Here is a 25,455-nt window from a genome sequence, read left to right on the forward strand (position 1 = left end):
GCATTGCAGCACGATGTCTATATGGCCGCCGCACCCCAATCGAGAGTTACCGCACGATGAGCCTTCGCAACGTGGCGATCATCGCCCACGTCGATCACGGCAAGACGACCCTTGTCGACCAGCTGTTCCGCCAGTCCGGCACCTTCCGCGACAACCAGCGCGTGGAGGAGCGGGCGATGGATTCGAACGACCTGGAGAAGGAGCGCGGGATCACCATCCTCGCCAAGTGCACCTCGGTCGAGTGGGCGCCGCCGGGCGGCGGCGAGACGGTGCACATCAACATCGTCGACACGCCCGGCCACGCCGATTTCGGCGCCGAGGTCGAGCGCATCCTGTCGATGGTCGACGGAGTCATCCTGCTGGTGGACGCGGCCGAGGGGCCGATGCCGCAGACCAAGTTCGTCACCGGCAAGGCGCTCGCGCTCGGCCTCAAGCCGATCGTCGTCGTCAACAAGATCGACCGGCCGGACGCTCGGCCCGCCGAAGTGCTCGACGAATGTTTCGAGCTGTTTTTGAGCCTCGACGCCAATGACGAGCAGCTCGATTTCCCGACGCTCTACGCTTCGGGCCGCGCCGGCTATGCGGGCCTCACGGACGACGTCCGCTCCGGCGACCTCACTCCGATGTTCGAGACGATCGTCAGCCACGTCCCGGCGCCGAAGCTCGACGTCGACGGGCCGTTCAAGATGCTCGCCACCCTGCTCGACCGCGATCCCTTCCTCGGCCGTATCCTCACCGGCCGGATCGAGAGCGGCACGCTCAACGTCAACATGCCGATCCGGGCGCTCGACGTCGATGGCAACGGCGTAGAGGAAGGCCGCGCAACCAAGGTTTTCGCGTTCCGCGGCCTCGAGCGCGTCCCGGTCGAGACCGCGCAGGCGGGCGACATCGTCGCCATTGCCGGCCTCACCAAGGCGACCGTTTCCAACACCATCGCCGATCCGGGCATGACCCAGCCGCTTCGCGCGCGCCCGATCGACCCGCCGACCCTGGCGATGAGCTTCACCGTCAACGACAGCCCTTATGCGGGCCGCGACGGCGACAAGGTGCAGAGCCGGGTCATCCGCGACCGGCTCGAGCGCGAGGCGGAGGGCAATGTCGCCATCCGGATCACCGAAAGCTCGGACAAGGACGCCTTCGAGGTCGCCGGCCGCGGCGAGCTCCAGCTCGGCGTGCTGATCGAGACGATGCGCCGCGAGGGCTTCGAGCTTTCGATCTCCCGGCCGCGAGTCCTCTTCCGCGACGGTCCCAACGGCCGGGAGGAGCCCTATGAGACGGTCGTCATCGACGTCGACGACGAGCATTCGGGAACGGTCGTCGAGAAGATGGCGCAGCGCAAGGGCGAGATGACGGACATGCGCCCCTCGGGCGGCGGCAAGACGCGCCTCACCTTCACCGCGCCGTCGCGCGGCCTGATCGGCTACCACGGCGAGTTCCTTTCCGACACGCGCGGCACCGGAATCATGAACCGGCTGTTCGACAAATACGGCCCGTACCGGGGCCCGATCCAGGGCCGGCAGAACGGCGTCCTGATCTCCATGGAGACGGGCGCGGCGGTCGGCTATGCGCTCAACATGCTGGAAGAGCGCGGTATCCTGTTCATCGCTCCGGGCGACATGCTCTACGAGGGCATGGTGATCGGCGAGAACGCCAAGCCGCAGGACCTCGAGGTCAACCCGCTCAAGTCCAAGCAGCTGACCAACTTCCGCGCCTCGGGCGGCAAGGACGACGCCATCCGCCTCACGCCGCCCAAGCGCATGACTCTGGAGCAGGCGATCGCCTACATCCAGGACGACGAGCTGGTCGAGGTCACCCCCAAGGTGATCCGAATCCGCAAGCGCCACCTCGACCCGCACGAGCGCAAGCGCGCGTCGCGCAAAGAGGCTGCCTAGGCCTCCAAGCCCCGCCGGCAAGGGAAAGCCCGCCGCAACCGATGTCGCGGCGGGCTTCCAGAGCGGGTCGGGTGCTTCCTGGACCGGCGCTAGAGTGTCGCGGCCGTCCTTGCGCGAGTCGAGCTGTGGCCGCCGTAGCGGTACAGAATGTCCTCGGCGGTTTCGCGGGTGATCCCGGCGTCGCTGGTGTCGACGGAAACGAACACGCCGCCGTCATTGATGCGCCCTTCATAGTAACGCGCATCGTCGTCGCTGACGCCGTGCTCGGTCAGAAGACCGGTGACTCCGCCCGCGACGGCGCCGACTCCGGCGCCGATGGCGGCCGCCCCGGGAATCGCGGAGGTGGCGATCGCGCCGGCGGCGACGAGCGGGCCGACGCCGGGAATGGCGAGGGCGGCGATGCCGAGCAGGGCGCCGACGCCTGCGCCGCCCAGCGCGCCCTTGATCAGACCTTCCGTATTCTCACCCACTTCTTGGGTATTGGCGTCGCCATAGTCTCCGTCGGCGCCTTCGCGGCGCGCGATGACCGAAAGCGCGCTGTCGCGCACGCCGGCCTCGCGAAGCGCGCGGACGGCGGTCTCCGCTTCGGAATGGCTGTCGAAGACGGCGGACACAATGTTCTGGTTCATGGGAACTCCTACAATGTTCGAGAAAGGCCGCAACGGCCTGACACGACAACGATATCCGGGCGATGTCGTTGCTCGGCTGGGCGGATTTGCGCTCGTCCTGGCGCTCAGGGGCTCAGCAAAATTGGCCTGATTGGAATCCGCCACTTTTCGAGGTGACAGGACCGGTATTCTCGCGCACCCATGCTTTGGTTCGAAACGCAAGGGGGCAAATATGCGCTATCGCCACGTCGTCGCCATGCTCGCAATCTGCGCGGTCGCCGTACAGCCCTGCCTCGCAGCCGATCTCGCGGCCGATGGCGGCGTGGTCGGGGGACGCATCGGGGCTTTCGCGGGGCTCAGGATCGCGGCCCCGCTCGGCGGCGCGGAGAGGCACGTCCTGCGGGCGCGGCTTCAAGTGGCGCCCAGCTACGCGATGCTCGATGCCCGGTCCGGCGCCCTCGTCGGGGCCCGGTCCGCGGCCGGTCTCGAGCTCGGCGTCGCGCGCAGCGGCTCGCCCGGCTTGTCGCTGGGCGGCCGCACGGCGCCGGAGCTGAGGCGCCAGCTCGGCTTTCACGGATCGACGCCGTACATTGTCGTAGGGGGCGTCCTGCTTCTCGTCGGCCTGCTCGCGGCGGTGGCCAGCGCCTCTCCCAAGCCCGGCCCGCGGCCCGGCGACTTCTAGGAGAGCCGGGCAAGATGTCCGGCGCGCCCTATCACGCCCATATCTATTATGCGGACCGCGAGCGCGCCGCGGCGGCGGCGCTGCGCGAAACCTTCATCGCACTGGCCGAGGGCGGGAAGGATGCGCCGGTCCTGTTCGTAGGCCGGATGATGGATCGGGGCGTCGGCCCCCACCCGATTCCGCAATACGAGATCCACTTTCGAGAGCGCTCGGTTGAAGAGGTCGTCGCGAGGATCGAGGCGTCGGGCCTGCGCGCGCTGGTCCACCCGCTGACCGACGACGATCTCGCCGATCACACGCGCCTCGCCCGCTGGATCGGGGAGCCGGTGCAGCTGGACGAAAGCACGCTCGATCCGCCGGGGCGAAACCAGGGCGTGGAGCGCTTCGGCAAGACGGATTTCTAGGCCCTGCCGAACCCGACGCTGCCGGTTAGCCCGGCTTGGCTGCGGCCTTGGGCACGGCGGCATCGGGCACCGGCGTCACCGTAAAGTCGCTCGGCTTCAGCGGATGCGCCTCGACGCCTGCGCCAGCGCCCGGCGGCGGGCAGTAGCTGTCGGCGGGGACGACCGCGCCGTCGGGACAGGTCTGCATCGGCACATTGCCCTGCGGCACCGCCCCGGGCGGCGGGGCGCCATAGGGGGCGGCGCCATAGGGAGCCGCGCCATACGGGCCGTCATAATGTTCGTCGTAATGATCGGCGGCGATCGCCGCGCCCAGTGCCGCCCCGAACAGGCCGCCGATCAGGATGTCGCCGCCATAGCCGTAATAGCCGCCGTAATAGGGCGGATAGCCGTAATAAGGCGCGTAGCCATAGTCGTAATAGGGGTAATAAGAGGCGTAGCCGTAATAGGGATAATAGCCGTAGCCATAGCCGTGGCCGCCATGGCCGTAATGCCCGCCATGGCCGTAATAGCCGCCGTGACGGCCGTAACCGCCTCCTCCATGGCCGTAGCCGCCGGCATAGCTCCGCCCGCCGCCATTCCAGCCGCCCCCGGAGCCGCGCCCGCCGCCGCCCCAGCCGCCGCGGCCTCCTCCGCCGCCTCCGCCGCCACGCCAGCTGCCACCGCCTCCGCCGCCGCCGTGCCAGCCGCCGCCGCCCCCGCCGCGGCCTCCGCCTCCGCCATGGCCTCCGCCGCCATGGCCGCCGCGCTGGGCGAGCGTCGCACCAGGCAGGACAAGCAAGGCGCCGGCGAGCGCATAAGCGGCGAGGCGGGGCAAGGAATTGGGCATGGCAAACCTACCTTTCCGCGCGCGACCGTTCCCTGTCCAAGGATCGGCTGCCAGTGCGGCACTGGCCGGCGCGCGCGCCGCGGTTGAGCTCTTGGTCGTTTTTCGCACGAAACGAAGCCGCGCGCCATCGGGGAACATCCCGATCCTTGGGCAGGGAGGCGGCCCGGGCAGCGCGGGCGCATCGCTGCGGGTCAGGGCGGATCGACGTTCAGCAGCAAGGCTCCCTCTCCCATAGGGAGAGGGTTGGGGTGAGGGGTTGCTGCGTCAGTGGGAAAACCGCGAACGCCGTGAACCCCCACCCTACCCTCCCCCCCAGGGGGAGGGATTAGAAGGCCGAATCTCGACCCCCCTAAGGCGTGCAGATACGGGCGTGATAGCGCACGCGGCGCGAGTCGGCTTCGTAGACCATGTCCGTGGCATAGCGGCCGACGAAGCGCTGCGGATCGGCCGGATCGACGAGCAGCGGCTGGCCTTCATTCGCCCCGGGCATGGCCAGATAGGCCTGGGCGGGGCTGGTGCCGAACAGCGTCACGTAGACGTCGGGCGCGTTGCCGTCGCAATGGAACAGAAGCGGCCCCGAAGATATCCCCTCATTGTCGTCCTGCAGCTCGGACACTCGCCGAAGCTCGCCGATGTCGTCGAGATAGACGTCGCGCAGGCATTCTTCGAGCGGAGCGGCGGATTCGGGGCAGGTATTGCGCTCCTCGAGGAAATCGCGCTGGCGCTTGAGCAGCGCCGCCCGGTCGGCCCGGGGCACCACGCGGGCGATGCCGTAGATCCGCGCCTCCTCGCGGTCGAGCGCGGCGAGCTCGGCATGGGCGCAGATCGATCGTTCGATGTCGGTGCGGGCGCGGGCGCAATCGAAGCTCGGCCCCGCCGCGGCCAGTTGCAAGAGCGCGATGAAGATCATCGTCGGATCCTCCCCTGCCAGTGCCAACAACAATGCTACTCGACGCGTTAGGGCGTCAACCCTCCGCGCTTAGGGGTTTGCCCCGGTTGCGGCCTTCGCTGGGCGGCGCCAGCCTTTCTCGGACCAGGGGAGAGGTGAAATGACGCTGCCGGCCGATCGAATCCTTCTCGGCGCCCCGATCTGGGCGATCGGGCTCACGCTCTTCGTCCTGCTGATCGGGATGATGCTGCTCGGCATCGCGGTGCGGCGGCGGACCGAGCGCAGGGCGGCTTCCGAAGGCGAGGACGCGCAGGAGGGCTATATCGTGTCGGGCGCCCTGGGGCTGCTCGCGCTTCTGCTCGGCTTCACCTTCGCGATGGCGGTCGACCGCTACGACAATCGCCGCTCGCTGGTGCTCGAGGAAGCCAATGCGATCGGAACCACTTATTTGCGGGCGCAATTGCTCGACGAGCCTTTCCGCAGCCGGCTGAGCCGCCTGCTGGAGGGCTATACCGCGAGCCGGATCAGGCTGGCGACGGCGGATTCCCGCGAGCAGCGTGCGCCGCTGATGGCGCGGTCCGACGATTATCAGCAGCAGATGTGGACCGAGACCGTCGCGGCGGTGCGGCCGATCCGCGCCCTCGCCGTCTCCGCGCGCTTCGTCGACGCGATGAACGCGACGATCGACGCCGGCGCCGCGCGGGTCGCGTCCCGGCGGGCGCATGTCCCGAGCCGGGTGCTGGTCATGCTCGCCATCTACATGCTGATCACCGCCTACATCCTCGGCTACGCGATGTCCGCCGCCCGCCGCCGAAGCGCGACCGCGGTGCTTCTGGCTCTGACCACGCTCGCCTATACCCTGATCCTCGACATCGACCGGCCGACGGGCGGGCGTGTGCTGGAATCCCAGGCGGCGATGGAGGATTTGCTGAATATGATGCGCAAGAACCCGCCGGCGCGCTTCGGCACGCTGGTCCAGCAACCCGCGCCCGTTTCCCCGCCCGGCTAGCCGTTCCCCGGCGAAGGCCGGGGCCCAGGAGCCGAAGGCTTCAGGCTGTTGCGCTGGAGCCCGGCGAGCGCCGGGCCTGGGCCCCGGCCTTCGCCGGGGAGCAGCGTGTGGGGACGGTCGAATATCGCGCTAGGGCCTCAACGCCGCCGCGTTGCGGGTTTCCACCGATGGGCCGGGCCGGGGCCGTATCATAACCCTCGGCGATGTCTTTTGGCTGCGCGCGACACTGGCCGGCGCTGTTCGCACTGATCCTGCTTTTCGCCGGCGGGAGCGCGGCGCGGGCGCAGGACGACGGCGCCCGGCTCTACATGCTGGTGCCGGAGGGGACGACGATCGCTTCGCTCCGGCTCCACCGGCTCCACTCCAACCTCGCCGTCGATCCCGGCAACGTCGCCGAGGAAGGGTCGCTCGACACCCTGCTCGGCGTGTTCCAGTTCGTCCAGGCGCTCGACATCGGCTCGCGGCAGGCGTTCGTCTTTCTCGTCGTTCCGGGGAGCCGGATCGAGGGGCCGGTGGGGCCGGGCGGAATGCCCGGCGACATCGAGGGCTTCGGCGATCCGCAGCTCGGCTTCGTCATGGGCGTGCACGGGACGCCGGTGCTTTCCGCCGGCGACTATGCCGCGCACCGGCCGGGCCTCGCGGTCAACCTGCTCGGCAAGCTCTTCTTCCCGCTCGGGGAATACAGCGCGCAGCGCTCGATCAACATCGGCTCGAACCGCTGGGCGGTGAGGCTCGGCGCGCCGATCGTCTACGCGCTCGGGAACGGCATGGGCGATCCCCATTTGACGACGTTCGAGGCGCTGCCCACGGTCACCTTCTTCGGCGCCAACGACGAGCCGTTCGGCGCGGAGCACACGAAGCAGAAGCCGCTGTTCATCTTCGAAGGGCACGTCACCCGCGGCTTCACCCGCAACTTCTGGGCCTCGCTCGACCTGCTCTGGCGCGAAGGCGGCGAGGTCGAGCTGGACGGCGCCGGCGCGAACAACCGGCAGAGCGCGCTCTCGCTCGGCGGGACCGGCGTCTTCTCGCTTGGGCCCGGCTTCTCGCTGCGCCTCAGCGGCGGCGGCGTCGTCGCGCGCAACCAGCATGGGCCGAACGGATGGATGCTCCGCACCATCCTCGGCGCGGTCTTCTAGAAAACCCCAAGGAGGAATGAAAATGATCGAGTCCCTCGAAAAAACCTACGTTTCCAAGGCGCTCCCCCCGGCGGAGGTCAAGGGCAGCCAGTCGGCCATCGCCATCCCGCCCGGCGGCTACTTCCCAGACCGGATTGAGCAGGGGCGCTTCGGTCCGGTCTTCCCGCGCACGCCGCTCAATTACGGCTTCACGATCATCGCCCCGATCATCCCAGGCCGCGAGGAAAAGTTCTACGAATATGCCCGGGGCATCGAGGAGGCGGTCGCCGGGGCGCCCGACGTGCTCGATATCCTGAAGCTCCACACGCTGAAGTGGGTGCTGTTCGACATCGAGGGCAACACCTATTTGATGTACCAGGGCATCTTCGACACCGATTTCGACAAATATACCGAGGACGCGGTCTCGATCTTCGCCTCGACCGGGATCACCACCCTGTTCGAGAATCTCCAGGGCTTCCCGGCCGACTGGAAGAGCAATCCGGACGCCTTCATCCAGTTCGTTCGCGACCACCACCGGCCGAGCTTCATGGAATATGCCGAATATTCCTACGTCTCCTCCGCGGAGATCAAGAGCGCTCTGGCGGTGAAGAGCGGCCTCGCCGGAATCCTCGACAACATGCAGTGAGGGGCTCGCCGGCATGCTCGAGATCGACGACATCCAGCATATCCTGCTGACCCGGACGCCGGCGCTCACCGGCCGCTATGTCTTCCTCTCCTTCGCGGACGGGGCGAGCGGCCGGGCCTGGCTCGAGGCGATATTGCCGATCGTCCCGTCCGCGGCGACGGTCGGCACCAGCGAGGAGGACAGGCGCTGGGTGACGGTCGCCTTCACCGCGAACGGCCTCGAGCGGCTGGGCGTCGGCGAGGCCGATCTCGCCAGCTTCCCCGACGCCTTCCGCCAGGGCATGGCGGCGCGGGCCGAGGTGCTCGGAGACACCGGCGCCAGCGCCCCGGAGCATTGGGTCGACGGGACGGCGGGCGCCGACCTCCACGCCATCGCCATCCTCTTCGCCCGCGACGACGAGGCGCGCGGCCGCGCCGAGCGCGAGCACGACGCTTTGCTGGATCGCCTGCCGGGCGTGAAGGTCATCTCCAGCCTCCACCTCGAGGCCACGCCGCCCTTCGACCACGCCCACGATCATTTCGGCTATCGCGACCGCCTCTCCCAGCCGGTGATCGAGGGCACCGAGGACATTCCCTACAATGGCTGCGGCGGCCCGCTGAAGGCCGGCGAGTTCATCCTCGGCTACCCCGACGAGAGCGGCCAGCCCTATGCCATGCCCGAGCCCGAGATCCTGTCGCGCAATGGCACCTACATGGCCTATCGCCGGCTTGAGGAGCATGTCGGCCGCTTCCGCGATTTCCTCAAGGAACATGGCGAGACGGCGGACGAGCAGGAGCTGATCGCGGCCAAGCTGATGGGCCGCTGGCGCAGCGGCGCCCCGCTGACGCTCTGCCCCGACAAGGACGATGCCGAGCTCGGCAAGGACCTCGCCCGCAACAACGACTTCAGCTACAAGGAGAAGGACCCGCACGGCTATGCGGTGCCCCTGGGCTCGCACATCCGCCGGATGAACCCGCGCGACACGGCGGCGAACATCAACCGCCGCCGCATGATCCGCCGCGGCGCCACCTACGGCTCCCACCTCCCCGAAGGCACGCCCGACGACGGCACGGAGCGCGGGATCGCCGCCTTCGTCATCTGCGCCAGCCTCGTTCGCCAGTTCGAGTTCGCCCAGAACGTCTGGGTCAACGACAGGAACTTCCACGAGCTCGGCAACGAGCGCGACCCGATCATCGGCAACCAGGACGGAAGCCTCGAATACAAGATCCCGAAGCGCCCCCTGCGCAAGAAGATCACCGGCCTTCCGGCCTTCACCACCGTTCGCGGCGGCGCCTATTTCTTCCTGCCCGGCATCCGCGCGCTCCACTGGCTCGCGGGCCTCGGCCGAAGCGCCGAAGCCGCCGCCCCCTCGCTCGAAGGAGCCCAGCCATGACCAACGCGCGCACCTACAACCAAGCCCATGTCGCCCGCGTCGCCGACGGCAAGCGGCGGATCAGCATCTACTGGACCTGGTCCTATCCCTGGGAGGTGCAGCGCAGCCCGGCGCTGATAGAGAACCGCTTCTCGACGATGACGGAGGTGCGGAGCGTCCTCTGGCCGGCCTATGAAGGCCCCGAATATCAGTTCGGCCATTTCCTCCAGGGCATCGACGGCACGCTCGAGCTGTTCCATGTCTCTGCTTTGAGCTTCCAGCGCGTGGCGGAGGAGGAGACCGGCCACCCGGTCGCGGTGTTCCAGCGCGTCGACCAGGCGGGCTTCCGCCAGCTGATCGACGAATCCATCCTCGACGATTGCGACACGATGATGGTCTTCGGCCTCGATCACCTTGCGTCGGACCAGAAGGTCGAGCCCGCCGAGATCGCCGCGATCCGCGAATGGCTGAAGCGCGACGGCACCTGCCTCCTGCTCGCCCCGCACCACGATGTAGGCTTCACCGACGATTACGATCAGCGCCAGATGGAATATCTCCACCATGGCGACGCCCTCGTCCCCCGCCAGCAGCGCTTCACCGCCTTCACCCGCGATCTGATGGACGCGTTGAACGTCCCGGTCCGCAATATCTGGGGCCTCAGGCCCGCGCGCGACGAAGGCGGCATCGCCCCGCTGGAAAAGACCGTCGGCCTCGACGCGCTGGGCCTGCTCCACAACGTCCCGACGCTCAACTTCCACCCCCATCTGCCGCATTACGAGGTGACCGAGCCGGGCAGCGAACGAATCCGCGTGCTCGCCCGCCAGCCCGTCGAGCTCGGCCGCCCGCACCCCTTCACCACGGGCGGCGAGCGCGCGTTCAACGTCGTCCTGTGGATGCCGCCCGAGGGCGAGCGGAAGGGGGACATCGTGCTGGTCGATTCGACGCACTTCACGACGTTGTTCGGGGGGACGCAGAGCTTGGAGCGGTTTTGGCGGAATTTGGCGACGATGCGCGGGGGCGGGGGTGGGGCGGCGCGGCCCGTGGTGGAGGTGGCGGGGGTTGTGGGTTGAGAGCGCTACGGTCGCCAGTGAGCGGGGATGAGGAAGAAGGAGGTGTCCTTAGGCTCTTGTCGACCCAAACGAGCGGCAGGTGCCCGGCGCCTAACGAAAGAAATTCTCTGGCCAGAGGCGATCTGGCAGGCGTCGGCGGATTAGATCAGCAGCCTGTTGATATCCGCGGACCTCGAGCTCCCTCAGGAAGTGTGGCCACGGAGGTATGTTGCTTCGATAAACATTAGAGGAGGACGTGGACATGCCGCCTCCTTGAGAGCTTGAAAGCCCCCCATACTGGCTAGTTGAAAGTCCTCCATACTGCGAAGTCGAAAGTCCACCATATTGGGAAGTCGACAGCCCCCCATATTGGCTTGTCGACAAACCCCCGTATTGTGAGGTCGACATACCGCCATATTGAGATGTTGAGAGGCCGCCATACTGAGAGGTGGACGCCCCTCCATATTGCGACGTGGACATTCCCCCATATTGGGAGGTCGATAAGCCGCCGCCTTGTGCTGTGCTGAGATTGCGCGGCCAAGTGCACAGGCTCGGAATATCGGGTCTCGCCATCGGAGCCTTCTAGCGGCAGGGTCGCCATGACGAAAGCCATCGACCTGGAAACATCGAATTAGTCTGCCTCAACGGTAAACCGCTTTGTTCTGCTAGATTCGACTTGGGTCCGCGAGGCGCGAATAAGCCCACTTAGAGCGCATCTCAATCTGGGCGGCTAACGGTTAGCCTGCTAAGGTGGGATGACGCAGCCGAGGTTGCGCGCCACCCTGCCCGGAGGGGGTGCGGAGCGAGTCATTTAGGAAGAGAATTCGGAACGTGATGGACGATCAGCTTGGCACCAAGGAACGCGCTCCTCGTAATCGGACGATCACCCTCACCGACAAGGATCGAAGCTGCCTTCGGCAGAGGCTTTTGACGCCTGAGATGCTACCGCATTCTCCTGAGGACTGCACCATTTTGGGTGATTGCTTCGACTTGGCTTCTCGTCTTCCAAAGAGAGCCGTTGACCTCCTTGTCCTCGACCCACCCTACAATCTGAACAAGCGCTTTGGGGACAACACGTTCTCAAGACGCCCAGTCAACGAATACACCGATTGGCTTGGGTCTGTGTTGGATGCGCTACTGCCGCTCGTGAAATCCACTGGTACGATTTACATTTGCGGTGATTGGCACACTTCCGCGTCGATTTTTGAAGTGGCGTCTAGCCGCCTTCGGATACGCAACCGCATTACGTGGGAACGTGAAAAGGGGCGAGGTGCGAAATCGAACTGGAAGAATTCAAGCGAGGATATTTGGTTCTGCACCGTCGGTGACGAGTTTACGTTTAACGTAGAGACCGTGAAGCTGCGCCGGAAGGTGATAGCCCCTTATCGCAATGGCGATGGCTCACCGAAGGATTGGGCGGAAACGCTCGACGGCAATTTCCGCGACACTCATCCTTCCAATATGTGGACGGATATCACGATACCGTTTTGGTCGATGCCCGAGAACACTGACCATCCGACTCAGAAGAGCGAGAAGCTGCTCGCCAGGCTCATTCTGGCAAGTTCGAATCGGGGTGACTTGGTGCTTGATCCGTTCCTCGGTAGCGGGACCACCTCCGTCGTCGCCAGCAAATTGGGAAGGCGTTACATTGGGATTGAAGCCGTGGAAGAGTATGCCCTTCTGGCTGAGTGGCGCCTGCAACATGCAGAGCAGGAGCGTGGTATCCAAGGCTATGCCGACGGCGTCTTTTGGGAACGCAACACACTCAACACAATCAACGATCGGGCGCGGCGAAATTCTTCAGCCTCACTTTCTGATGATGAATGCAATCTACTGATCTAGCCTTTCGTCACAGCCCAAGAAGCCTGTCGAGAAACGAGTGCGCGCGATCTAGGTCCACGAGCGGGTGATAGTCGGGTGCGCTGGCACGTCCAAATTGCCCAGAGAGTTGGGTGACGCCCCTTGAGGTTCTGCCGGCCCAGTGGTGTTGGAGCCCAGTAGCCTCGAGTAGCGCACTCTCTAATACGGGTAGAAGCCTAGCGGATACGCTACCTGCTTGGATATCCACGCCTATCATGAAGAAGGCGAAGACAGATCCCGGCTCCGCCAGAAACGTCAGCATCTTATCGATGTTATAAGCCTTCGGCGCTGACGCCCGATCCAACAGCTTCGTTTTAATGTCGATTACCAGACGACCGTCACCCAAGGGTCGAACCAAGTCGCCCAAGTCGTGCGCGTTGGCAACACCGGTTAGCAGCTGCTCAATGGCATTCCCGCGAAGATTCACATTTTCGATCTGAGCAGCCTGGAGAATCGCCGCCCTTTGGCCGTGGACAAGCTCGCAGAGCTCGCGCTCGACTTCCTGAAACTGTGGTGCAGTCAACGCGGCAGCGGCGCGTTCCGCCGCTGCCATGATGACGGCCTTATCGGCATCGCGGAGCCGAAAGCGGTTGTCCCGCCCGACAATCGCGTTGGTTGATTCAACAAGGCGCTCTATGTTTTCCTCCCAAGTGAAGGCAGAATGTAGAGCAAAAAGCGCCTCAAAATGCTCCGGAGTATTGGGCAGGCCCTCATACAAGCTCATGATGTCAGTGCCGTTGAAACTCCCTTTGATATTGTCCGACCGAAGCTGAAGCGAGCTATGGCTGATTTTCTTCAGGAACGAAGTATTGGCGAGAAGAAAGTCAACTCTATCCGGCCGAACAACCACAATAACGAATGGCTGGACGTCATATGCTTGGAGGGCTGACAGAGACAAAACTGTGTTCGAGAATGAGCCAGTACGAGCTTCGGAGAATCGAAAGGCGAACCCATTGGCGATCAGAACGCTCCGGGCTTTGATAGGCTCAAAAGCCTCGCTGAACGCGGCCTGGAGAAATGCCTTATCGGCGTTCGGATTTTCAGCCTTTAGGGCGCGTATAAAATCTATCGAATCAAAGAGGGCTTGCATCCAAGCAAAGGAGCATGTCCAGGTGGAGCGATCAATCTTCGCATCGCAAGGTTCGGAACCTGCGATTGAGCGCCTACAATGGGTGCAAGCCGAAAATCTGTGAACAAACCAGAAACAATCTCTTTCCTACAGCCCCTCCGATAGGGCATAAACTGGCCTGTTGACCCCGACTCGAGGAGACCCGCCCCTTTGCCTGTCCTGAGCCTGTCGAAGCGGCCTGTCCTGAGCTTAGCCTGCCTTGGCGAAGGCCGGGGTCGAAGCACCCTTTCCGCGCCTTCACCGCATGGCGGCAGCGGCGCTTTCGGGCGGGAAGAAAGAGCCTGTCCTGAGCGAGGCCGAAACGCACCTCTCGGCAACCCTCAACTTCCTCAACTTCGTCGTCCCTTGGGACGGCGAAGCCTGTCCTGAGCGATGTCGAAGGATCGCACGCATCGCGACGAACCCCGGACCACGATCCGGGGTCCATCCCATCGCGACGAATCCCGGGCCTCGACCGGGGTCCAGATCGTCGCGCGGAGCAGCCCGCTTCAGCGAAAAGCGACACGGAAGGTTCGGGATTTTCTTGCTCCATGGAAGCGGAAACTTCGGAAACTTCCGGCCAAGCCGCACCTGAGCAGCGCGCAGCGCAGCGATGGAGGCGGCGCCGGTCCGGCCCGGGCCCCGCGAAAGTACTACTTTCGTGGGAACCCCGACGGGTCCGCTCCGCGGAACCCGATCTTCAGCCTGTCGCGGACCCGATCCGGGATCACGCGACAATTGTCGCGTGGCGGAGCCTTCGCCTCCGCGCCGTCAATCGTCCCGGAGATCGTCCTTCGATATCCCGCTCGGGACCGGAACGCCGGCTCCGCGATAGTGCCGGGGGCAATCGCTGTTCGCCGGAACCGCCGAGCCGTCCGGACAGGTCTGCATCGGATCGGCCGGGGGAGGCGCGATCGCCGGCTGCTCGATCACGGGCGCCTGGTAGGGGACCGGGACCTGGATATAATGGTCCTGGTGGCGATTGGCGGCGATCGCCGCGCCGATCAGCACGCCGGTCGCCAGGGCCGCTCCGCCATAGCCGTAATAGCCGCCATAATAGGCCGGGTAGGGGGGATAGAAGTAGCCGTAGCCGGGATAGGCATAAGCCGGGTAGCCGTAGCCATAGCCGTAAGCGGGATAGCCGTAGCGCCCGTATCCGCCCCGGTAGCCGTATCCGCCCCGGTAGCCGTAGCCTCGATAGCCGTAGCCGCCGCCGCGATAGCCGCCGCCATGATAGCCGCCGTGATAACCGCGCTGGGCAAGCGCCTCGTGCGGGACCAGGATCAGCAGGCCGGCGAGGGCGAGGCCGGCGATACGGGGCAGCTTGCTGGGCATGGGCATCGTCCTTTGCGCGTCGGTCCGCACCCTTTGGACGCGGGCGCCGGAGCGGATCCGCCCGGCCCGCGCGCGGCGGGCCCAGGCTCGGCTGCGCTATCCCACGGCGGCCCGTTCGGCGCTATCGGGGAACATCCCGAGCCATTGGTAAGGAATATCCGCCGGTCGGGCGCGCGGGCGCGGCTTTCTCCCTCCTCGTCATTGCGAGCGAAGCGCGGCAATCCAGAGCGGCGTTGGAGGCGGGTAGATTGCTTCGCTTCGCTCGCAATGACGGGAAAGTAAGGTCAGCCGGTGGCCATCCTCAACACCGTCTCCCATTCCTCGTCCCGCACCGGCGCCACCGACAGCCGCGACTGGCGGATCAGCTCCATCGCCGCGAGGCCCGGCTCGGCCTTGATCTCGGCGAGGGTCACCGGCCGCTCGAGCGCGCGCACCGGCTCGACCCGAACGCTGACCCACGCGCCGTCCTTGGGGTCCGGCCGGGGATCGCTCGCGATGCGCATGATTCCGACCACCGCCTTGTCGGACATGCTGTGATAGAGGAAGGCCTCGTCGCCCGGCTTCATCGCCCTGAGGTGAAGCCGCGCCGCGTTGTTGCGCACGCCGTCCCATTCGGTGCCGCCGTCGCGCACCAGATCCGCCCAGCCATAGCTTTCGGGCTCCGATTTCATCAGCCACCTGGCCATCGCGCGCAAGTCCCTCTCAAGCCATTCCCATGCGCTCGCGCTACGGCTAAATCCGACGCGATGAAAGCCCGCGCCGCGCTCCTCTTCCCGCTTCTGATGCTGGCCGGCTGCGGCGAGCGGGCGACGCAGAATCGCGGCGCCGAGGGCTCGACCACGCCGCCCTACGTGCGCGACGACAGCGATGCGACGGTCCTCGGCCAGCTCGAGGCGCCGGTGCGCGTCGGCGAGCTCGGCCCGAGCTTCGCCGCCTGCAACGCCCATGGCGCGATCCGCCAGCGAGGCGCCCCGGCGCCGCTCCCGGTCCGCGCCGCGCCGTTCGACGCCGCCGGCGAGATCGACCGGCTCGATCCCGCGGCCGAATTCTTCATCTGCACGCGAAGCCAGGACGAGAGCTGGTTCGGAATCGTCTACGACGAGGGCGGCCGCGCCACCGCCCGCTGCGGGGTCGATTCGCCCTCTCCCCGGCGCCGCGCCTATCTCGGCCCGTGCGCCGCGGGCTGGGTGCCGAGCGCCCGGGTGAGGCTCCAATCCGGGGTGCCCCGGGCTGCGGATTCGGCTGAAAGAGCGGGGGATTCGCCAGCGCCGAAACAGTGAAACGCCTTCGGGTTCCACGGTTCGTCCCGGCTCGACCGCAGCTCATCGCTGCTTTGCGCGGCGAAGCTTGATTCCCCTAGGGAGATTCATCAGGTGGCCCTCACTGATTGATGAGCGGGTGCCGCCAGGGCCTTGAGGGCCGGCGGCTAAAGCAAGACGGAGCGAGTCTGGGATCGCCGGCCCGATAAGGGGGCATGGCGGGGGCCGGTCGCGCCGCAATGAAGCAAATTGCACATGATTCGCACGATTCGTGCCGCGGCCATCGCCGTGGCCGTCGCGGCCGGCGCCGCGTTCGCCGCAACGGCTCCGGTCCAGGCCGGCTCGGGCGACTCGCCCGCGCCCACCGCTTATTATCTCGATCACGCTTCGGCCGATCTCTCCTCCGACAGCTTGGGTCTCAACCAAGACGGCCAGCCCGCCTCGCCGCAGACGATCGTTCCCGACGGCGCCCGCGCCGGCGCCTCGCTCGACCAGCTGGTCTCCAGCTTCCTGCTCGCGGGCTTTTCCGCCGCCACCCTCGGCGCCGAGGAGGATTGCCTCGCCAACGCCGTCTATTTCGAGGCTCGCGGCGAGCCGCTCCAGGGCCAGCTCGCCGTCGCCGAAGTGGTGATGAACCGCGCCGCCTCGGGCCGCTACCCGGCGAGCCTGTGCGCCGTCGTCGTCCAGCCCGCCCAATTCTCCTTCGTCCGGCGCGGCATCATCCCGCAGGCCGACCGCGCCTCTGACTCCTGGCGCCGCGCCGTCGCCGTCGCCCGGATCGCCAAGGAGCGGGTCCTGCCCCGGGTCCTGCCGAGCTCGTGCCTGTGGTACCACGCGACCTACGTCTCGCCCTCCTGGGGCCGCCGCCTCGCCCGCAACACCCAGATCGGGCTGCACATCTTCTACTCCTGAGGACGCGCCTTCAGCGTCCTGAAGGTGATCGAGTAACGCAGCCGGGCGACCGGCGTCAGGCTGTGCTCCCATTCGCTCCGCGCGGGACCGCCGAGCAGGTAGATCGAGCGCGGCTCCGCCGGCAGGGTGAAGCGTTCCCACTTGGCCCCGGCCCCTTCGACCCCGCTCAGGACAAGCCTGCGGCGGAAGCGAAGCGGCGCGGGCGACAGCAGCGAGATCCCGATCACCTTGCCGAACACCGGCCGGTCGCGATGCCAGCCGAGCCCCGCGCCCTCGCCATATTTGATCAGCAAGGCATGCTCGAGCGCGTCCGCCTCGATCCTCGCGAACGCCGCCGCTCGCGAGCGAACCGGCAGCAGCCATTCCGGAATCGGCGCGACCTTGGCCAGCCCGCTGCCGTCGAACCGGTAGGACCAGCCGAACGAGACCGTCTCTCGCTTGCCGAGGAACCCCTGAAACTCGAACGGCCTGAACGGCAGCCCCTCCATCCGCCCGGCAAGCTCCGCCTCCTCCGCTTCGCCGAGGAAATCCGGGGCGTAGCGAAGCCCTTCGGGCACGTCGCGCGGTGCTAGAAAGCTCAGCTGGTCGCTCTTCATCGCTGGGGAAACGCGCGACGGCTTGACGCGGACGCGCGGAATATGGATGCTTAGGGCATGAGCACGCGCTCCACCTTCGTTCGTAATTGGTGGCGGGGAAACCCGGTTGACGCGGCTCGCCTGCATCGATGGTGACGACTCTCTAGTCCGAACCTGAAGACCGCAAGCCCGCCGCTCCCGGCGGGCTTTTTCTTTGTCCCATCGATCCAGGAACGCATCCATGTACATGACCAATCTCGCCGCCAGTATCGCGCCGCCCGAGCCTCGAGAGGACGCGCTGGCGCGCCTCTATGCGGGCGAACCGCTCAACCAGGCCGAGGCCGAGACCCTGTTCGGGGCGCTCGTCCAGGGGTTGCTCGACGAGCCGACGATCGCGGCGATGCTCGTCGCGCTTCGAATCCGCGGCGAGACGGCCGACGAGCTGATCGGCGCCGGCCGGGCGCTCCGCGCCGCCGACCTCCACTTTGATCGGCCCGATTATCTGTTTGCGGATTCCTGCGGCACCGGCGGCGACGGGGCGGGCACGATCAACCTGTCGACCGCCGTGGCTTTCGTCGCGGCGGCGGCGGGGCTGCCGGTCGCCAAGCACGGCAACCGCTCCTTCACCTCGCGCTGCGGCTCGGCCGACGTGCTCGAGCATCTCGCGGTGAAGATCGACGCCTCGCCCGAGACCTCGCGACGGGCGCTCGACGAGGCCGGCATCTGCTTCCTGTTCGCTCCGCAATATCATCCGGGGTTGAAGCATGCCGGGCCGGTGCGCCGGAAGCTCGGCATCCGAACGATCATGAACGTTCTCGGCCCCTGCCTCAATCCGGCCGAACCGGGGGTGCAGCTGCTCGGGGTGGCCGAGGAAAGGCTGCTCGAGCCGGTCGCGCTGACGCTCGCGGCGCTCGGCGTCGAGCGGGCGATGGTCGTCCACGGCTCGGGCCTCGACGAAGTCGCGCTCCACGGCGAGACCAAGGCGATTATGATGCGCGGCGGCGCGATCGAGCACCTCGCTTTCTCGCCAGGGGATGTCGGCTTTTCCGCAATGCCGCTGGCCCGCATCCAGGGCGGCGGGCCGGAGGAGAATGCCGAGCGGCTCAAGGCCCTGCTGTTCGGCTACGGCTCGGCGGCGGAGAAGCAGGCGACGGCGCTCAACGCCGGGGCCTTGCTGTTCGCCGCGGGCAAGGCGGAAAGCCTTCGCGAAGGAGTCGAGCAAGCCTTCCGAATCGTCTGCACCGCCGCCGCCCACCGTAAGCTCCAGGACCTGATCGAGCTCAGCAATGGCTGACGTGCTCGGCGCCATCCTGGAGCGCAAGCGGGCCGACCTCGCCGTCAGGCTCGCGGGCGCCGCCCTCGCCGATCTCCGGGCGCGGGCGGCGCCCACCCGGCGCAGCCTGAAGGCGGCGCTGGCCCGGCCCGGTGCGCGCTTCATCATGGAGGTGAAGAAGGCCTCGCCCTCGGCCGGCGCGCTGTCCGGAATCGACGCCGGGGAGCAGGCAAGGGCTTATGCCGGCGTCGCCGACGCCATCAGCGTTCTCACCGACGGGCCTTTCTTCGGCGGTTCGCTGGACGACCTGCGGGCTGTGCGCCGCGTCTTCGAGGGGCCGATCCTCGCCAAGGACTTCATCATCGATCCCCGCCAGGTGGTCGAAGCGCGGATCGCCGGTGCCGACGCGGTGCTGGCGATCATCGCGGCGCTGGACGACGAGGCGGCGCGGGCGGTGATGGCCGAGGCCGAGGCGCTCGGCATGGACGTGCTGGTCGAGACTCGCGACGAGCCCGAGATTAAGCGCGCGATGCGGCTCGGCGCCAAGATCATCGGCATCAACAATCGCGATCTGCGCACGCTGGAGGTCGACCTCGCCACCACCGCGCGGCTCGCGCCACTGATCCCCGCCGACGGGATCGTCGTCGCCGAATCCGGAATCTCCGGCCGCGCCGACGTCGAACGGCTCGCGCCCTTCGCCGACGCCTTCCTCGTGGGCAGCGCGCTGATGCGCGCCGAGCGGCCGGCCGAGGCGGCCCGCGCGCTGGCCTTCGGGCGGGTCAAGGTCTGCGGGATCACCAATGCGGCCGACCTCGACATGGCGGCCGAAGCCGGCGCGACCCATGCCGGCCTGGTCATGGTGCCGGGAACGCCGCGCGCGGTGAGCCGCGGCGCGGCGGAACAAATTCTCGGCGGCGCCAAATCAGCGCCGCGCCTGGTCGGCATTTTCCGCGATTCCGACCCCGAGACGGTGAACGCAGCGGCCCGGGGGCTCGGCCTCCATGCCGTCCAGCTCCACGGCGACGAGGAGGTGGGCGCCTTTCGCGCCTTGCTTCCCGCGGAGACCGAGATCTGGGCCGCTGCGCAGGTCGGCGCCGGCACCATCGGCCCCCGGGCCGGCGCCGACCGAGTGCTGTTCGATTCCGGACGGGGCGGGACCGGTCGTTCGTTCGATTGGTCGCGCGTCGCGGGACGCGGCGAGCTTCGGGACGGGCTGGTTGCCGGCGGCCTCAATCCAACCAATGCAGGGCGCGCCGCCCGGCTCGGGGCCTACGCGCTCGATGTCGGCTCGGGGCTGGAGGCGCTTCCGGGGTGGAAGGATTCCAACCGCACCGCCGCCTTCTTCGCCGCATTGCGTCCGCCGGTTCGTGGGGAGCAGGCACAATGCTGATGAGCGGCCGTTTCGGGGCGTTCGGCGGGGCCTATGTGCCCGAGATACTGATGCCGGCGCTGGACCAGCTTGAGGCGGCCTTTCTGCAGGCGCAGGCCGAGGAGGGCTTTCAACGCGAGCTGGCCACCCTCCTGGCCGATTATGCGGGAAGACCGACGCCTCTCACCCTGTGCCGCAATCTCGGCCCCGGCCGCATCTACCTGAAGCGCGAGGATCTGCTCCACGGCGGGGCCCACAAGACCAACCAGGTGCTCGCCCAGGGCCTGCTGGCCAAGCGGATGGGCAAGAGCCGGCTGATCGCCGAGACCGGGGCAGGGCAGCACGGCGTTGCGACGGCGATGGCCGGCGCCCTGCTCGGGCTGGAGACTCGCATCTACATGGGCGCGCGCGACGTGGAACGGCAGAAGCTCAACGTCTTCCGAATGCGGCTGATGGGCGCCGAGGTGGTGCCGGTGACCGGGGGCGGGCAGGGGCTCAAGGACGCGATCAACGAGGCGCTGCGCGACTGGGCGGCGAGCTTCGAGACGACCCATTACCTGCTCGGCACGGTCGCCGGGCCGCATCCCTATCCGACGATGGTCCGCGAGTTTCAGCGGATCATCGGCCGCGAGGCGCGGGCGCAGATCCTGGCGATGGAGGGGCGGCTGCCCGACGCGGCGATCGCCTGCGTCGGCGGCGGCTCCAACGCGATCGGCCTGTTCGCCGACTTCATCGGCGACGAAAGCGTGAGGCTGGTGGGCGTCGAGGCGGCGGGCAAGGGCCTCGACGGCGTCGAGCATGGCGCGACTCTGCAGCGCGGGCGCCCGGGCGTGCTCCACGGGGCCGAAACCTATTTGCTGCAGGACGCGGACGGCCAGATATCGGAAAGCTGGTCGGTCTCGGCGGGACTCGATTATCCGGCGGTCGGGCCGGAGCACGCCTTCCTCAAGGAGAGCGGCCGGGCCGACTATGTCGGGGCGACCGACGAGGAGGCGCTTGCCGCCTTCGCCTTGCTGGCGCGCGCCGAGGGAATCGTCTGCGCCTTCGAATCCGCCCACGCGCTCGCTCATGCGCTGAAGATCGCGAAGGAGGGCGGGGTGCTGCTGGTCGGCATCTCGGGCCGGGGCGACAAGGACATGGCGCAGGCCGAGGCCTTGATCGGGCTCGGCGGATGAGCGGCCGCTACCAGCGCATGTTCGCCCGCGAGGCCGCCATATTCGGCGCGTTCGTCATGCTCGGCGATCCGGGCATCGAGGAGAGCGCCGCGATCCTCGACGAGCTTGTCGCCGGCGGCGCGGACATGATCGAGGTCGGCATTCCCTTCTCCGATCCGGTCGCCGACGGCCCGGTGATCCAGGCGGCGGCCGTCCGCGCGCTGGCGAACGGCGCCACGCCCGCCGCCTGCTTCGCTCTGCTGAGCGCCTTCCGCACGCGGCAGCCGAACGTGCCGCTCGGCATCCTCACTTATGCCAATCTCGTTCTCGCGCGGGGGCGGGACGCCTTCTACCGCGCCGCGCGCGATTCGGGAGCCGACAGCGTGCTCGTCGCGGACGTGCCCGTCGACGAGGCGACGCCGTTCGTCGCCGCGGCGCGGGCCTGGGACGTGGCCCCGGTGCTGATCGCCGCGGCCAACACGCCGCCCGAGCGGCTGTGCCGGATCGCTCGGCTCGGCCAGGGCTACACCTATTGCGTGGCCCGGGCCGGCGTCACCGGCGCGGCGCAGGAGGCGCGCTTCGACCATGCGGCCATGCTACGGGTGCTGCGTGACGAACGCGCGCCGCCGCCAGTCTTCGGCTTCGGCATCTCGACGCCGGAACACGTTCGCGCGGCGCTCGACGCAGGCGCGGCCGGGGTCATTTCCGGTTCCGCGATCGTCGATCGGGTCGGGCGCGGCGAGCCGGTGCGCGGTTTCGTCGAGGCGATGAAAGCGGCGACCCGCTCATTGTGCACTGCGGGAACAGACTGAGGCAGCCCCTCGTTCTTGTCCAAGCCGGAGGAATTGTAACCATGCGTATCGCCCAGATCGCGCCGCTCGCCGAAGCGGTGCCCCCGAAGCTCTATGGCGGGACCGAACGGGTCATCTGGTGGCTGACGGAGGCATTGGTCGATCTCGGCCACGATGTCACGCTCTACGCCAGCGGCGATTCCCGGACCTCGGCCCGGCTCGTCCCCTGTGCGAAGAGCGGCCTCAGGCTGGCGGGGATCAACGATCATGTCGCGAGCCTGATCGTGATGCTCGACCGCGTGCTGCAGGACGCGCACCGATATGACGTGCTCCATTTCCACGTCGATTTTCTCCACTTCCCGATGTTCCGCCACCTCGCCGGCAAGTGCGTGACCACGCTGCACGGGCGGCAGGACCTGCCCGATTTCAAGCCCGCTTATCCCGTGTTCCGCGAAATGGGCCTGGTCTCGATCTCCGACGACCAGCGAAAGCCCATTGCCGACGCGAATTTCCTCGCGACCGTCCACCACGGGCTGCCGCGCAAGCTGATCCCCTTCCACCCGGGCGGCGGCGACTATCTCGCCTTCCTCGGCCGAATCTCGCCCGAAAAGGGCCCCGATCGGGCGATCGAGATCGCCAAGAGGACGGGCATGCCGCTTCGCATCGCCGCCAAGGTCGATCACGCCGACCGCACCTATTTCGAGGACGTGATCGAGCCGATGCTCGATCATCCGCTGATCGAGTTCGTCGGCGAGATCGGCGATTCGGAAAAGCCCGCTTTCCTGGGCAATGCGCGGGCCCTGCTCTTTCCGATCGACTGGCCCGAGCCGTTCGGGCTGGTGATGATCGAGGCGATGGCCGCCGGAACGCCGGTGATCGCATGGCGCTGCGGATCGACGAGCGAGGTCATCGAGCATGGCCGCAGCGGCTTCCTCGTCTCCAGCATGGCCGAGGCCGAGATCGCGGCGCTCGGCGCGGCGACGCTCGACCGCGCCGAGGTCCGCGCCGCGTTCGAGCAACGCTTCACCGCCGAGCGGATGGCCTGCGACTATGTCGACATCTATGAGCGGCTGGCCGGCAACGGGCCGGCTGTCCAATTCGGCAAGAGGCTGATGCTCGCCCAGACCGCATGAACGAAATCGTCCCCGCCACGGCCTGGACCGACCGGGAGCCGCACGAGGCGCCGGAAAGCTACCATATCGAGGCGACCCAGTCGCTCGTCGACCGGACCTTGCGGACGCTGAAGCACGACGATTTGTTCGGCGTGTTCGACAAGCAGGGCGATTGCCGGGGCGGGGACGACGGGCCAGACGGGCTGTTCTACCAGGACACGCGCTTCCTCTCCTCGCTGTCGCTGCGGCTCGGCCGGATGGATCCGCTGCTGCTCGGCTCGGTCGTGCTCGACGACAATGGCGCTCTGATCGTCGATCTCTCCAACGCCGATCTCCATGACGAACAGGGCAAGGTCTGGCTCCAGCGCGACTCGATCTATGTCGGGCGGATGAAGTTCCTCTGCGGCACGACCGCCTACGAGCGGATCAGGGTGCGCCGCTTCAATCCCGTCGGCCGCCCGATTCCGCTCGAGATCGCCTTCGACGCCGATTTTGCCGATCTGTTCGAAGTGCGCGGCGAGCGCCGCCCCCGCCGCGGCGCGCTCAGCGTGGAGACCGAAGGGGCCGACGCGGTCTGTTTCCGCTACGAAGGCCTGGACGGCGTCAGCCGATCGACCCGAATCCGTTTCGAGCCCGCGCCCGACTTTCTCGCCAAGCGCTCGGCGCGCTGGGACCTGGACCTTGCCGGCCGCGAGCGGATCGACATCGTGATGAAGACGAGCTGCGCGCTGGAGGACAAGGCGGCCGAGGCGCCGCACATCCTCTCCGCCTACCGCGCCTTGCGCAAGGTCGGCCGTGGGCGCTCGGGCCTCAGGACCTGCATCGACAGCTCCAACGAGCTGTTCAACGCGGTCGCGGCCCGCGCCGCCGCCGACATCGACATGCTTCTGACCGACACCGAATATGGGCTTTACCCTTATGCCGGCGTGCCCTGGTACAGCACTATCTTCGGCCGCGACGGGATCATCACCGCGATCGAGCTGCTGTGGGCGGCGCCGGATATTGCCAAGGGCGTGCTCAAGGCGCTGGCGCTGACCCAGGCGACGGAGACCGACGAGGCGGCGGACTCGCAGCCGGGCAAGATTCTCCACGAGATGCGCGGCGGCGAGATGGCCCGCCTCGGCCAGGTGCCGTTCCGCCGCTATTACGGCTCGGTCGACGCGACTCCGCTCTTCGTCATGCTGGCGGGCATGTATCTCGAGCGTTCCGGCGACATCGAGACGATCCGCGCGATCTGGCCCAATGTGAAGGCGGCTCTGGCGTGGATCGACGGGGCGGGCGATCCCGACGGCGACGGCTTCGTCGAATATGCGCGGATGACCGAGCGCGGCCTCGCCAACCAGGGGTGGAAGGACAGCTTCGATTCGATCTTCCACGCCGACGGGAGCGCCGCGGAGGGGCCGATCGCTTTGTGCGAGGTCCAGGCCTATGTCTTCGCCGCCAAGCGCGCCGCCGCCGGCATTGCCCGGGCGCTGGGCGAGAATGGCGACGTGCTGGAGCAACAGGCCGAGACGCTCCGCCAGCGCTTCGAGGACCGCTTCTGGCTCGACGACCTCGGCTGCTACGCTCTCGCGCTCGACGGGCGAAAGGAGCCGTGCCGGGTGCGTTCGTCCAACGCGGGGCACGCCCTCTTCGCCGGCATCGCCAGCCCCGAGCGGGCGGCGCGCCTCGCGGGTCTTTTGACCAGCAAGCGTTTCTTCTCGGGCTGGGGCATCCGCACCATCGCCGCGGGCGAGGCGCGCTACAACCCGATGTCCTATCACAATGGCTCGGTCTGGCCGCACGACAACGCCCTGATCGCCCTCGGCCTCGCCCGCTATGGGCACAAGGCGGAGGTCGAACGGATTTTCGAAGGGCTCGTCGACGCCGCGGTCTACGACGAGTTCCGCCGGCTGCCCGAGCTCTTCTGCGGCTTCACCCGGCGCAAGAAGCGCGGGCCGACCGCCTATCCGGTCGCCTGCTCGCCCCAGGCCTGGGCCGCCGCCGCTCCCTTCGCCCTGGTCGCCGCCGCGACCGGCCTCAGCATCAGCCACGAGGAGGAGACGGTGCGGCTCGCCAATCCGTCGCTCCCCGCCTTCCTCGACGACCTCTCGCTGAGCGGAGTCACCGTCGCCGGCTCGCGCCTCGACCTGCGCCTTTCGCGCGCCGGCGGGGACATCACCACGGCCGTCACCAAGCGCGACGGAAAGGCCTCGCTGGTGATCGTCAAATAGAAACGTCTTGATAAGCAAGCGAC

24 protein-coding genes and 1 pseudogene are annotated in these 25,455 nt (G+C 67.4%); 18 read left to right on the forward strand and 7 right to left on the reverse strand.

Annotated features, from left to right (window positions below):
* Nucleotides 1-56: 56 nt before the first annotated feature.
* Nucleotides 57-1,892 carry a translational GTPase TypA gene (typA, locus tag E6G92_00955; protein TMJ18452.1) on the forward strand — a complete coding sequence of 612 codons (1,836 nt, stop codon included), beginning with the start codon at nt 57-59 and terminating at the stop codon, nt 1,890-1,892.
* An 89-nt stretch (nt 1,893-1,981) separates the two neighbouring features.
* Here typA and E6G92_00960 read toward each other — a convergent pair whose 3' ends face one another.
* Nucleotides 1,982-2,521 (reverse strand): hypothetical protein, encoded by a 540-nt coding sequence (locus E6G92_00960; protein ID TMJ18453.1) that lies wholly within the window; start codon nt 2,519-2,521, stop codon nt 1,982-1,984.
* Between the two features lie 211 nt (nt 2,522-2,732).
* On the opposite strand from E6G92_00960, the gene E6G92_00965 reads away from it, so the two are divergent.
* The 3 genes and pseudogenes from E6G92_00965 to E6G92_00975 all read left to right on the forward strand — a co-directional run bounded on the left by E6G92_00965 (nt 2,733) and on the right by E6G92_00975 (nt 4,383).
* Entirely contained in the window at nt 2,733-3,182 is a 450-nt protein-coding gene (locus tag E6G92_00965) for a hypothetical protein (protein TMJ18454.1), read from the forward strand.
* Nucleotides 3,183-3,196: 14 nt separating this feature from the next.
* Nucleotides 3,197-3,586: an aromatic ring-opening dioxygenase gene (locus tag E6G92_00970; GenBank protein TMJ18455.1), complete on the forward strand. Its 390-nt coding sequence runs from the start codon at nt 3,197-3,199 to the stop codon at nt 3,584-3,586.
* A gap of 527 nt (nt 3,587-4,113) precedes the next feature.
* A pseudogene (locus tag E6G92_00975) lies at nt 4,114-4,383 on the forward strand (hypothetical protein).
* 378 nt (nt 4,384-4,761) lie between these two features.
* On the opposite strand, the gene E6G92_00980 reads toward E6G92_00975, so the two are convergent.
* Nucleotides 4,762-5,322, reverse strand: coding sequence for a hypothetical protein (locus E6G92_00980; protein ID TMJ18456.1), 561 nt, complete (start codon nt 5,320-5,322; stop codon nt 4,762-4,764).
* Between the two features lie 139 nt (nt 5,323-5,461).
* Here E6G92_00980 and E6G92_00985 point away from each other — a divergent pair, with 139 nt between their 5' ends.
* From E6G92_00985 to E6G92_01005, 5 genes are all read left to right on the forward strand, one after another.
* A complete protein-coding gene (locus E6G92_00985; protein TMJ18457.1) occupies nt 5,462-6,310 on the forward strand; it encodes a hypothetical protein in 849 nt (282 codons plus the stop codon).
* 203 nt (nt 6,311-6,513) lie between these two features.
* A complete protein-coding gene (locus E6G92_00990) occupies nt 6,514-7,446 on the forward strand; it encodes a transporter (GenBank protein ID TMJ18458.1) in 933 nt (310 codons plus the stop codon).
* Between the two features lie 97 nt (nt 7,447-7,543).
* On the forward strand, nt 7,544-8,071 hold the full coding sequence (locus tag E6G92_00995; protein TMJ20643.1) for a hypothetical protein: 528 nt from the start codon (nt 7,544-7,546) through the stop codon (nt 8,069-8,071).
* 13 nt (nt 8,072-8,084) lie between these two features.
* Entirely contained in the window at nt 8,085-9,443 is a 1,359-nt protein-coding gene (locus E6G92_01000) for a peroxidase (GenBank protein ID TMJ18459.1), read from the forward strand.
* Nucleotides 9,440-10,492 (forward strand): hypothetical protein, encoded by a 1,053-nt coding sequence (locus tag E6G92_01005; protein TMJ18460.1) that lies wholly within the window; start codon nt 9,440-9,442, stop codon nt 10,490-10,492. The genes E6G92_01000 and E6G92_01005 overlap by 4 nt, the downstream gene beginning before the upstream one ends.
* Nucleotides 10,493-10,582: 90 nt before the next feature.
* On the opposite strand, the gene E6G92_01010 is transcribed toward E6G92_01005, so the two are convergent.
* A complete protein-coding gene (locus tag E6G92_01010; GenBank protein ID TMJ18461.1) occupies nt 10,583-11,044 on the reverse strand; it encodes a hypothetical protein in 462 nt (153 codons plus the stop codon).
* A 261-nt stretch (nt 11,045-11,305) separates the two neighbouring features.
* Here E6G92_01010 and E6G92_01015 point away from each other — a divergent pair, with 261 nt between their 5' ends.
* Entirely contained in the window at nt 11,306-12,313 is a 1,008-nt protein-coding gene (locus E6G92_01015) for a site-specific DNA-methyltransferase (GenBank protein TMJ18462.1), read from the forward strand.
* 7 nt (nt 12,314-12,320) lie between these two features.
* On the opposite strand, the gene E6G92_01020 is transcribed toward E6G92_01015, so the two are convergent.
* The 3 genes from E6G92_01020 to E6G92_01030 form a co-directional block, all read right to left on the reverse strand.
* On the reverse strand, nt 12,321-13,421 hold the full coding sequence (locus tag E6G92_01020; GenBank protein ID TMJ18463.1) for a hypothetical protein: 1,101 nt from the start codon (nt 13,419-13,421) through the stop codon (nt 12,321-12,323).
* A 789-nt stretch (nt 13,422-14,210) separates the two neighbouring features.
* Nucleotides 14,211-14,774: a hypothetical protein gene (locus tag E6G92_01025; protein ID TMJ18464.1), complete on the reverse strand. Its 564-nt coding sequence runs from the start codon at nt 14,772-14,774 to the stop codon at nt 14,211-14,213.
* Nucleotides 14,775-15,058: 284 nt separating this feature from the next.
* Nucleotides 15,059-15,460, reverse strand: a complete 402-nt coding sequence (locus E6G92_01030) for an EVE domain-containing protein (protein ID TMJ18465.1) — start codon at nt 15,458-15,460, stop codon at nt 15,059-15,061.
* A 60-nt stretch (nt 15,461-15,520) separates the two neighbouring features.
* Between E6G92_01030 and E6G92_01035 the strand changes: the two genes are divergently transcribed.
* The gene (locus E6G92_01035; protein ID TMJ18466.1) at nt 15,521-16,054 is read left to right on the forward strand and encodes a hypothetical protein; all 534 of its coding nucleotides are present in this window, start codon (nt 15,521-15,523) and stop codon (nt 16,052-16,054) included.
* Between the two features lie 234 nt (nt 16,055-16,288).
* Entirely contained in the window at nt 16,289-16,945 is a 657-nt protein-coding gene (locus tag E6G92_01040; protein TMJ18467.1) for a cell wall hydrolase, read from the forward strand.
* On the opposite strand, the gene E6G92_01045 is transcribed toward E6G92_01040, so the two are convergent.
* A complete protein-coding gene (locus tag E6G92_01045; protein TMJ18468.1) occupies nt 16,936-17,541 on the reverse strand; it encodes an alpha-ketoglutarate-dependent dioxygenase AlkB in 606 nt (201 codons plus the stop codon). The two genes, E6G92_01040 and E6G92_01045, sit on opposite strands and share 10 nt — an antisense overlap.
* 226 nt (nt 17,542-17,767) lie before the next feature.
* On the opposite strand from E6G92_01045, the gene trpD reads away from it, so the two are divergent.
* From trpD to E6G92_01075, 6 genes are read left to right on the forward strand one after another with little or no spacing between them, the layout of a single operon-like run.
* Nucleotides 17,768-18,814 (forward strand): anthranilate phosphoribosyltransferase, encoded by a 1,047-nt coding sequence (gene trpD / locus E6G92_01050; GenBank protein TMJ20644.1) that lies wholly within the window; start codon nt 17,768-17,770, stop codon nt 18,812-18,814.
* On the forward strand, nt 18,807-20,183 hold the full coding sequence (gene trpCF, locus E6G92_01055) for a bifunctional indole-3-glycerol-phosphate synthase TrpC/phosphoribosylanthranilate isomerase TrpF (GenBank protein TMJ18469.1): 1,377 nt from the start codon (nt 18,807-18,809) through the stop codon (nt 20,181-20,183). Before trpD ends, trpCF begins: the two co-directional genes overlap by 8 nt.
* Nucleotides 20,177-21,337 carry a tryptophan synthase subunit beta gene (gene trpB / locus E6G92_01060; protein TMJ18470.1) on the forward strand — a complete coding sequence of 387 codons (1,161 nt, stop codon included), beginning with the start codon at nt 20,177-20,179 and terminating at the stop codon, nt 21,335-21,337. The genes trpCF and trpB overlap by 7 nt, the downstream gene beginning before the upstream one ends.
* Complete coding sequence (gene trpA, locus E6G92_01065; GenBank protein ID TMJ18471.1) at nt 21,334-22,128, forward strand: tryptophan synthase subunit alpha; 795 nt, start codon at nt 21,334-21,336, stop codon at nt 22,126-22,128. Before trpB ends, trpA begins: the two co-directional genes overlap by 4 nt.
* A gap of 41 nt (nt 22,129-22,169) precedes the next feature.
* Nucleotides 22,170-23,240: a glycosyltransferase family 4 protein gene (locus E6G92_01070; protein TMJ18472.1), complete on the forward strand. Its 1,071-nt coding sequence runs from the start codon at nt 22,170-22,172 to the stop codon at nt 23,238-23,240.
* Nucleotides 23,237-25,432 (forward strand): amylo-alpha-1,6-glucosidase, encoded by a 2,196-nt coding sequence (locus tag E6G92_01075; GenBank protein ID TMJ18473.1) that lies wholly within the window; start codon nt 23,237-23,239, stop codon nt 25,430-25,432. The genes E6G92_01070 and E6G92_01075 overlap by 4 nt, the downstream gene beginning before the upstream one ends.
* Nucleotides 25,433-25,455: the final 23 nt, after the last annotated feature.

It is taken from the genome of Alphaproteobacteria bacterium (assembly GCA_005883305.1).
In the GTDB taxonomy this organism is placed as follows: Bacteria; Pseudomonadota; Alphaproteobacteria; order Sphingomonadales; family Sphingomonadaceae; genus Allosphingosinicella.

Excerpts from the sequence above, each read along its gene's own strand:
- trpB (TMJ18470.1), top strand. The coding sequence starts at position 20,177 with ATGCTGATGAGCGGCCGTTTCGGGGCGTTCGGCGGGGCCTATGTGCCC.
- E6G92_00960 (TMJ18453.1), bottom strand. The coding sequence starts at position 2,521 with ATGAACCAGAACATTGTGTCCGCCGTCTTCGACAGCCATTCCGAAGCG.
- E6G92_01040 (TMJ18467.1), top strand. The coding sequence starts at position 16,289 with ATGATTCGCACGATTCGTGCCGCGGCCATCGCCGTGGCCGTCGCGGCC.
- E6G92_01030 (TMJ18465.1), bottom strand. The coding sequence starts at position 15,460 with ATGGCCAGGTGGCTGATGAAATCGGAGCCCGAAAGCTATGGCTGGGCG.
- E6G92_01035 (TMJ18466.1), top strand. The coding sequence starts at position 15,521 with ATGAAAGCCCGCGCCGCGCTCCTCTTCCCGCTTCTGATGCTGGCCGGC.
- E6G92_01045 (TMJ18468.1), bottom strand. The coding sequence starts at position 17,541 with ATGAAGAGCGACCAGCTGAGCTTTCTAGCACCGCGCGACGTGCCCGAA.
- trpCF (TMJ18469.1), top strand. The coding sequence starts at position 18,807 with ATGGCTGACGTGCTCGGCGCCATCCTGGAGCGCAAGCGGGCCGACCTC.
- E6G92_01075 (TMJ18473.1), top strand. The coding sequence starts at position 23,237 with ATGAACGAAATCGTCCCCGCCACGGCCTGGACCGACCGGGAGCCGCAC.
- E6G92_01070 (TMJ18472.1), top strand. The coding sequence starts at position 22,170 with ATGCGTATCGCCCAGATCGCGCCGCTCGCCGAAGCGGTGCCCCCGAAG.
- E6G92_01015 (TMJ18462.1), top strand. The coding sequence starts at position 11,306 with ATGGACGATCAGCTTGGCACCAAGGAACGCGCTCCTCGTAATCGGACG.
- E6G92_01010 (TMJ18461.1), bottom strand. The coding sequence starts at position 11,044 with ATGGCGAGACCCGATATTCCGAGCCTGTGCACTTGGCCGCGCAATCTC.
- E6G92_01005 (TMJ18460.1), top strand. The coding sequence starts at position 9,440 with ATGACCAACGCGCGCACCTACAACCAAGCCCATGTCGCCCGCGTCGCC.
- E6G92_01025 (TMJ18464.1), bottom strand. The coding sequence starts at position 14,774 with ATGCCCAGCAAGCTGCCCCGTATCGCCGGCCTCGCCCTCGCCGGCCTG.
- E6G92_00965 (TMJ18454.1), top strand. The coding sequence starts at position 2,733 with ATGCGCTATCGCCACGTCGTCGCCATGCTCGCAATCTGCGCGGTCGCC.
- E6G92_00985 (TMJ18457.1), top strand. The coding sequence starts at position 5,462 with ATGACGCTGCCGGCCGATCGAATCCTTCTCGGCGCCCCGATCTGGGCG.
- E6G92_00970 (TMJ18455.1), top strand. The coding sequence starts at position 3,197 with ATGTCCGGCGCGCCCTATCACGCCCATATCTATTATGCGGACCGCGAG.
- trpA (TMJ18471.1), top strand. The coding sequence starts at position 21,334 with ATGAGCGGCCGCTACCAGCGCATGTTCGCCCGCGAGGCCGCCATATTC.
- typA (TMJ18452.1), top strand. The coding sequence starts at position 57 with ATGAGCCTTCGCAACGTGGCGATCATCGCCCACGTCGATCACGGCAAG.
- E6G92_01000 (TMJ18459.1), top strand. The coding sequence starts at position 8,085 with ATGCTCGAGATCGACGACATCCAGCATATCCTGCTGACCCGGACGCCG.
- E6G92_00990 (TMJ18458.1), top strand. The coding sequence starts at position 6,514 with ATGTCTTTTGGCTGCGCGCGACACTGGCCGGCGCTGTTCGCACTGATC.
- trpD (TMJ20644.1), top strand. The coding sequence starts at position 17,768 with ATGACCAATCTCGCCGCCAGTATCGCGCCGCCCGAGCCTCGAGAGGAC.
- E6G92_01020 (TMJ18463.1), bottom strand. The coding sequence starts at position 13,421 with ATGCAAGCCCTCTTTGATTCGATAGATTTTATACGCGCCCTAAAGGCT.
- E6G92_00980 (TMJ18456.1), bottom strand. The coding sequence starts at position 5,322 with ATGATCTTCATCGCGCTCTTGCAACTGGCCGCGGCGGGGCCGAGCTTC.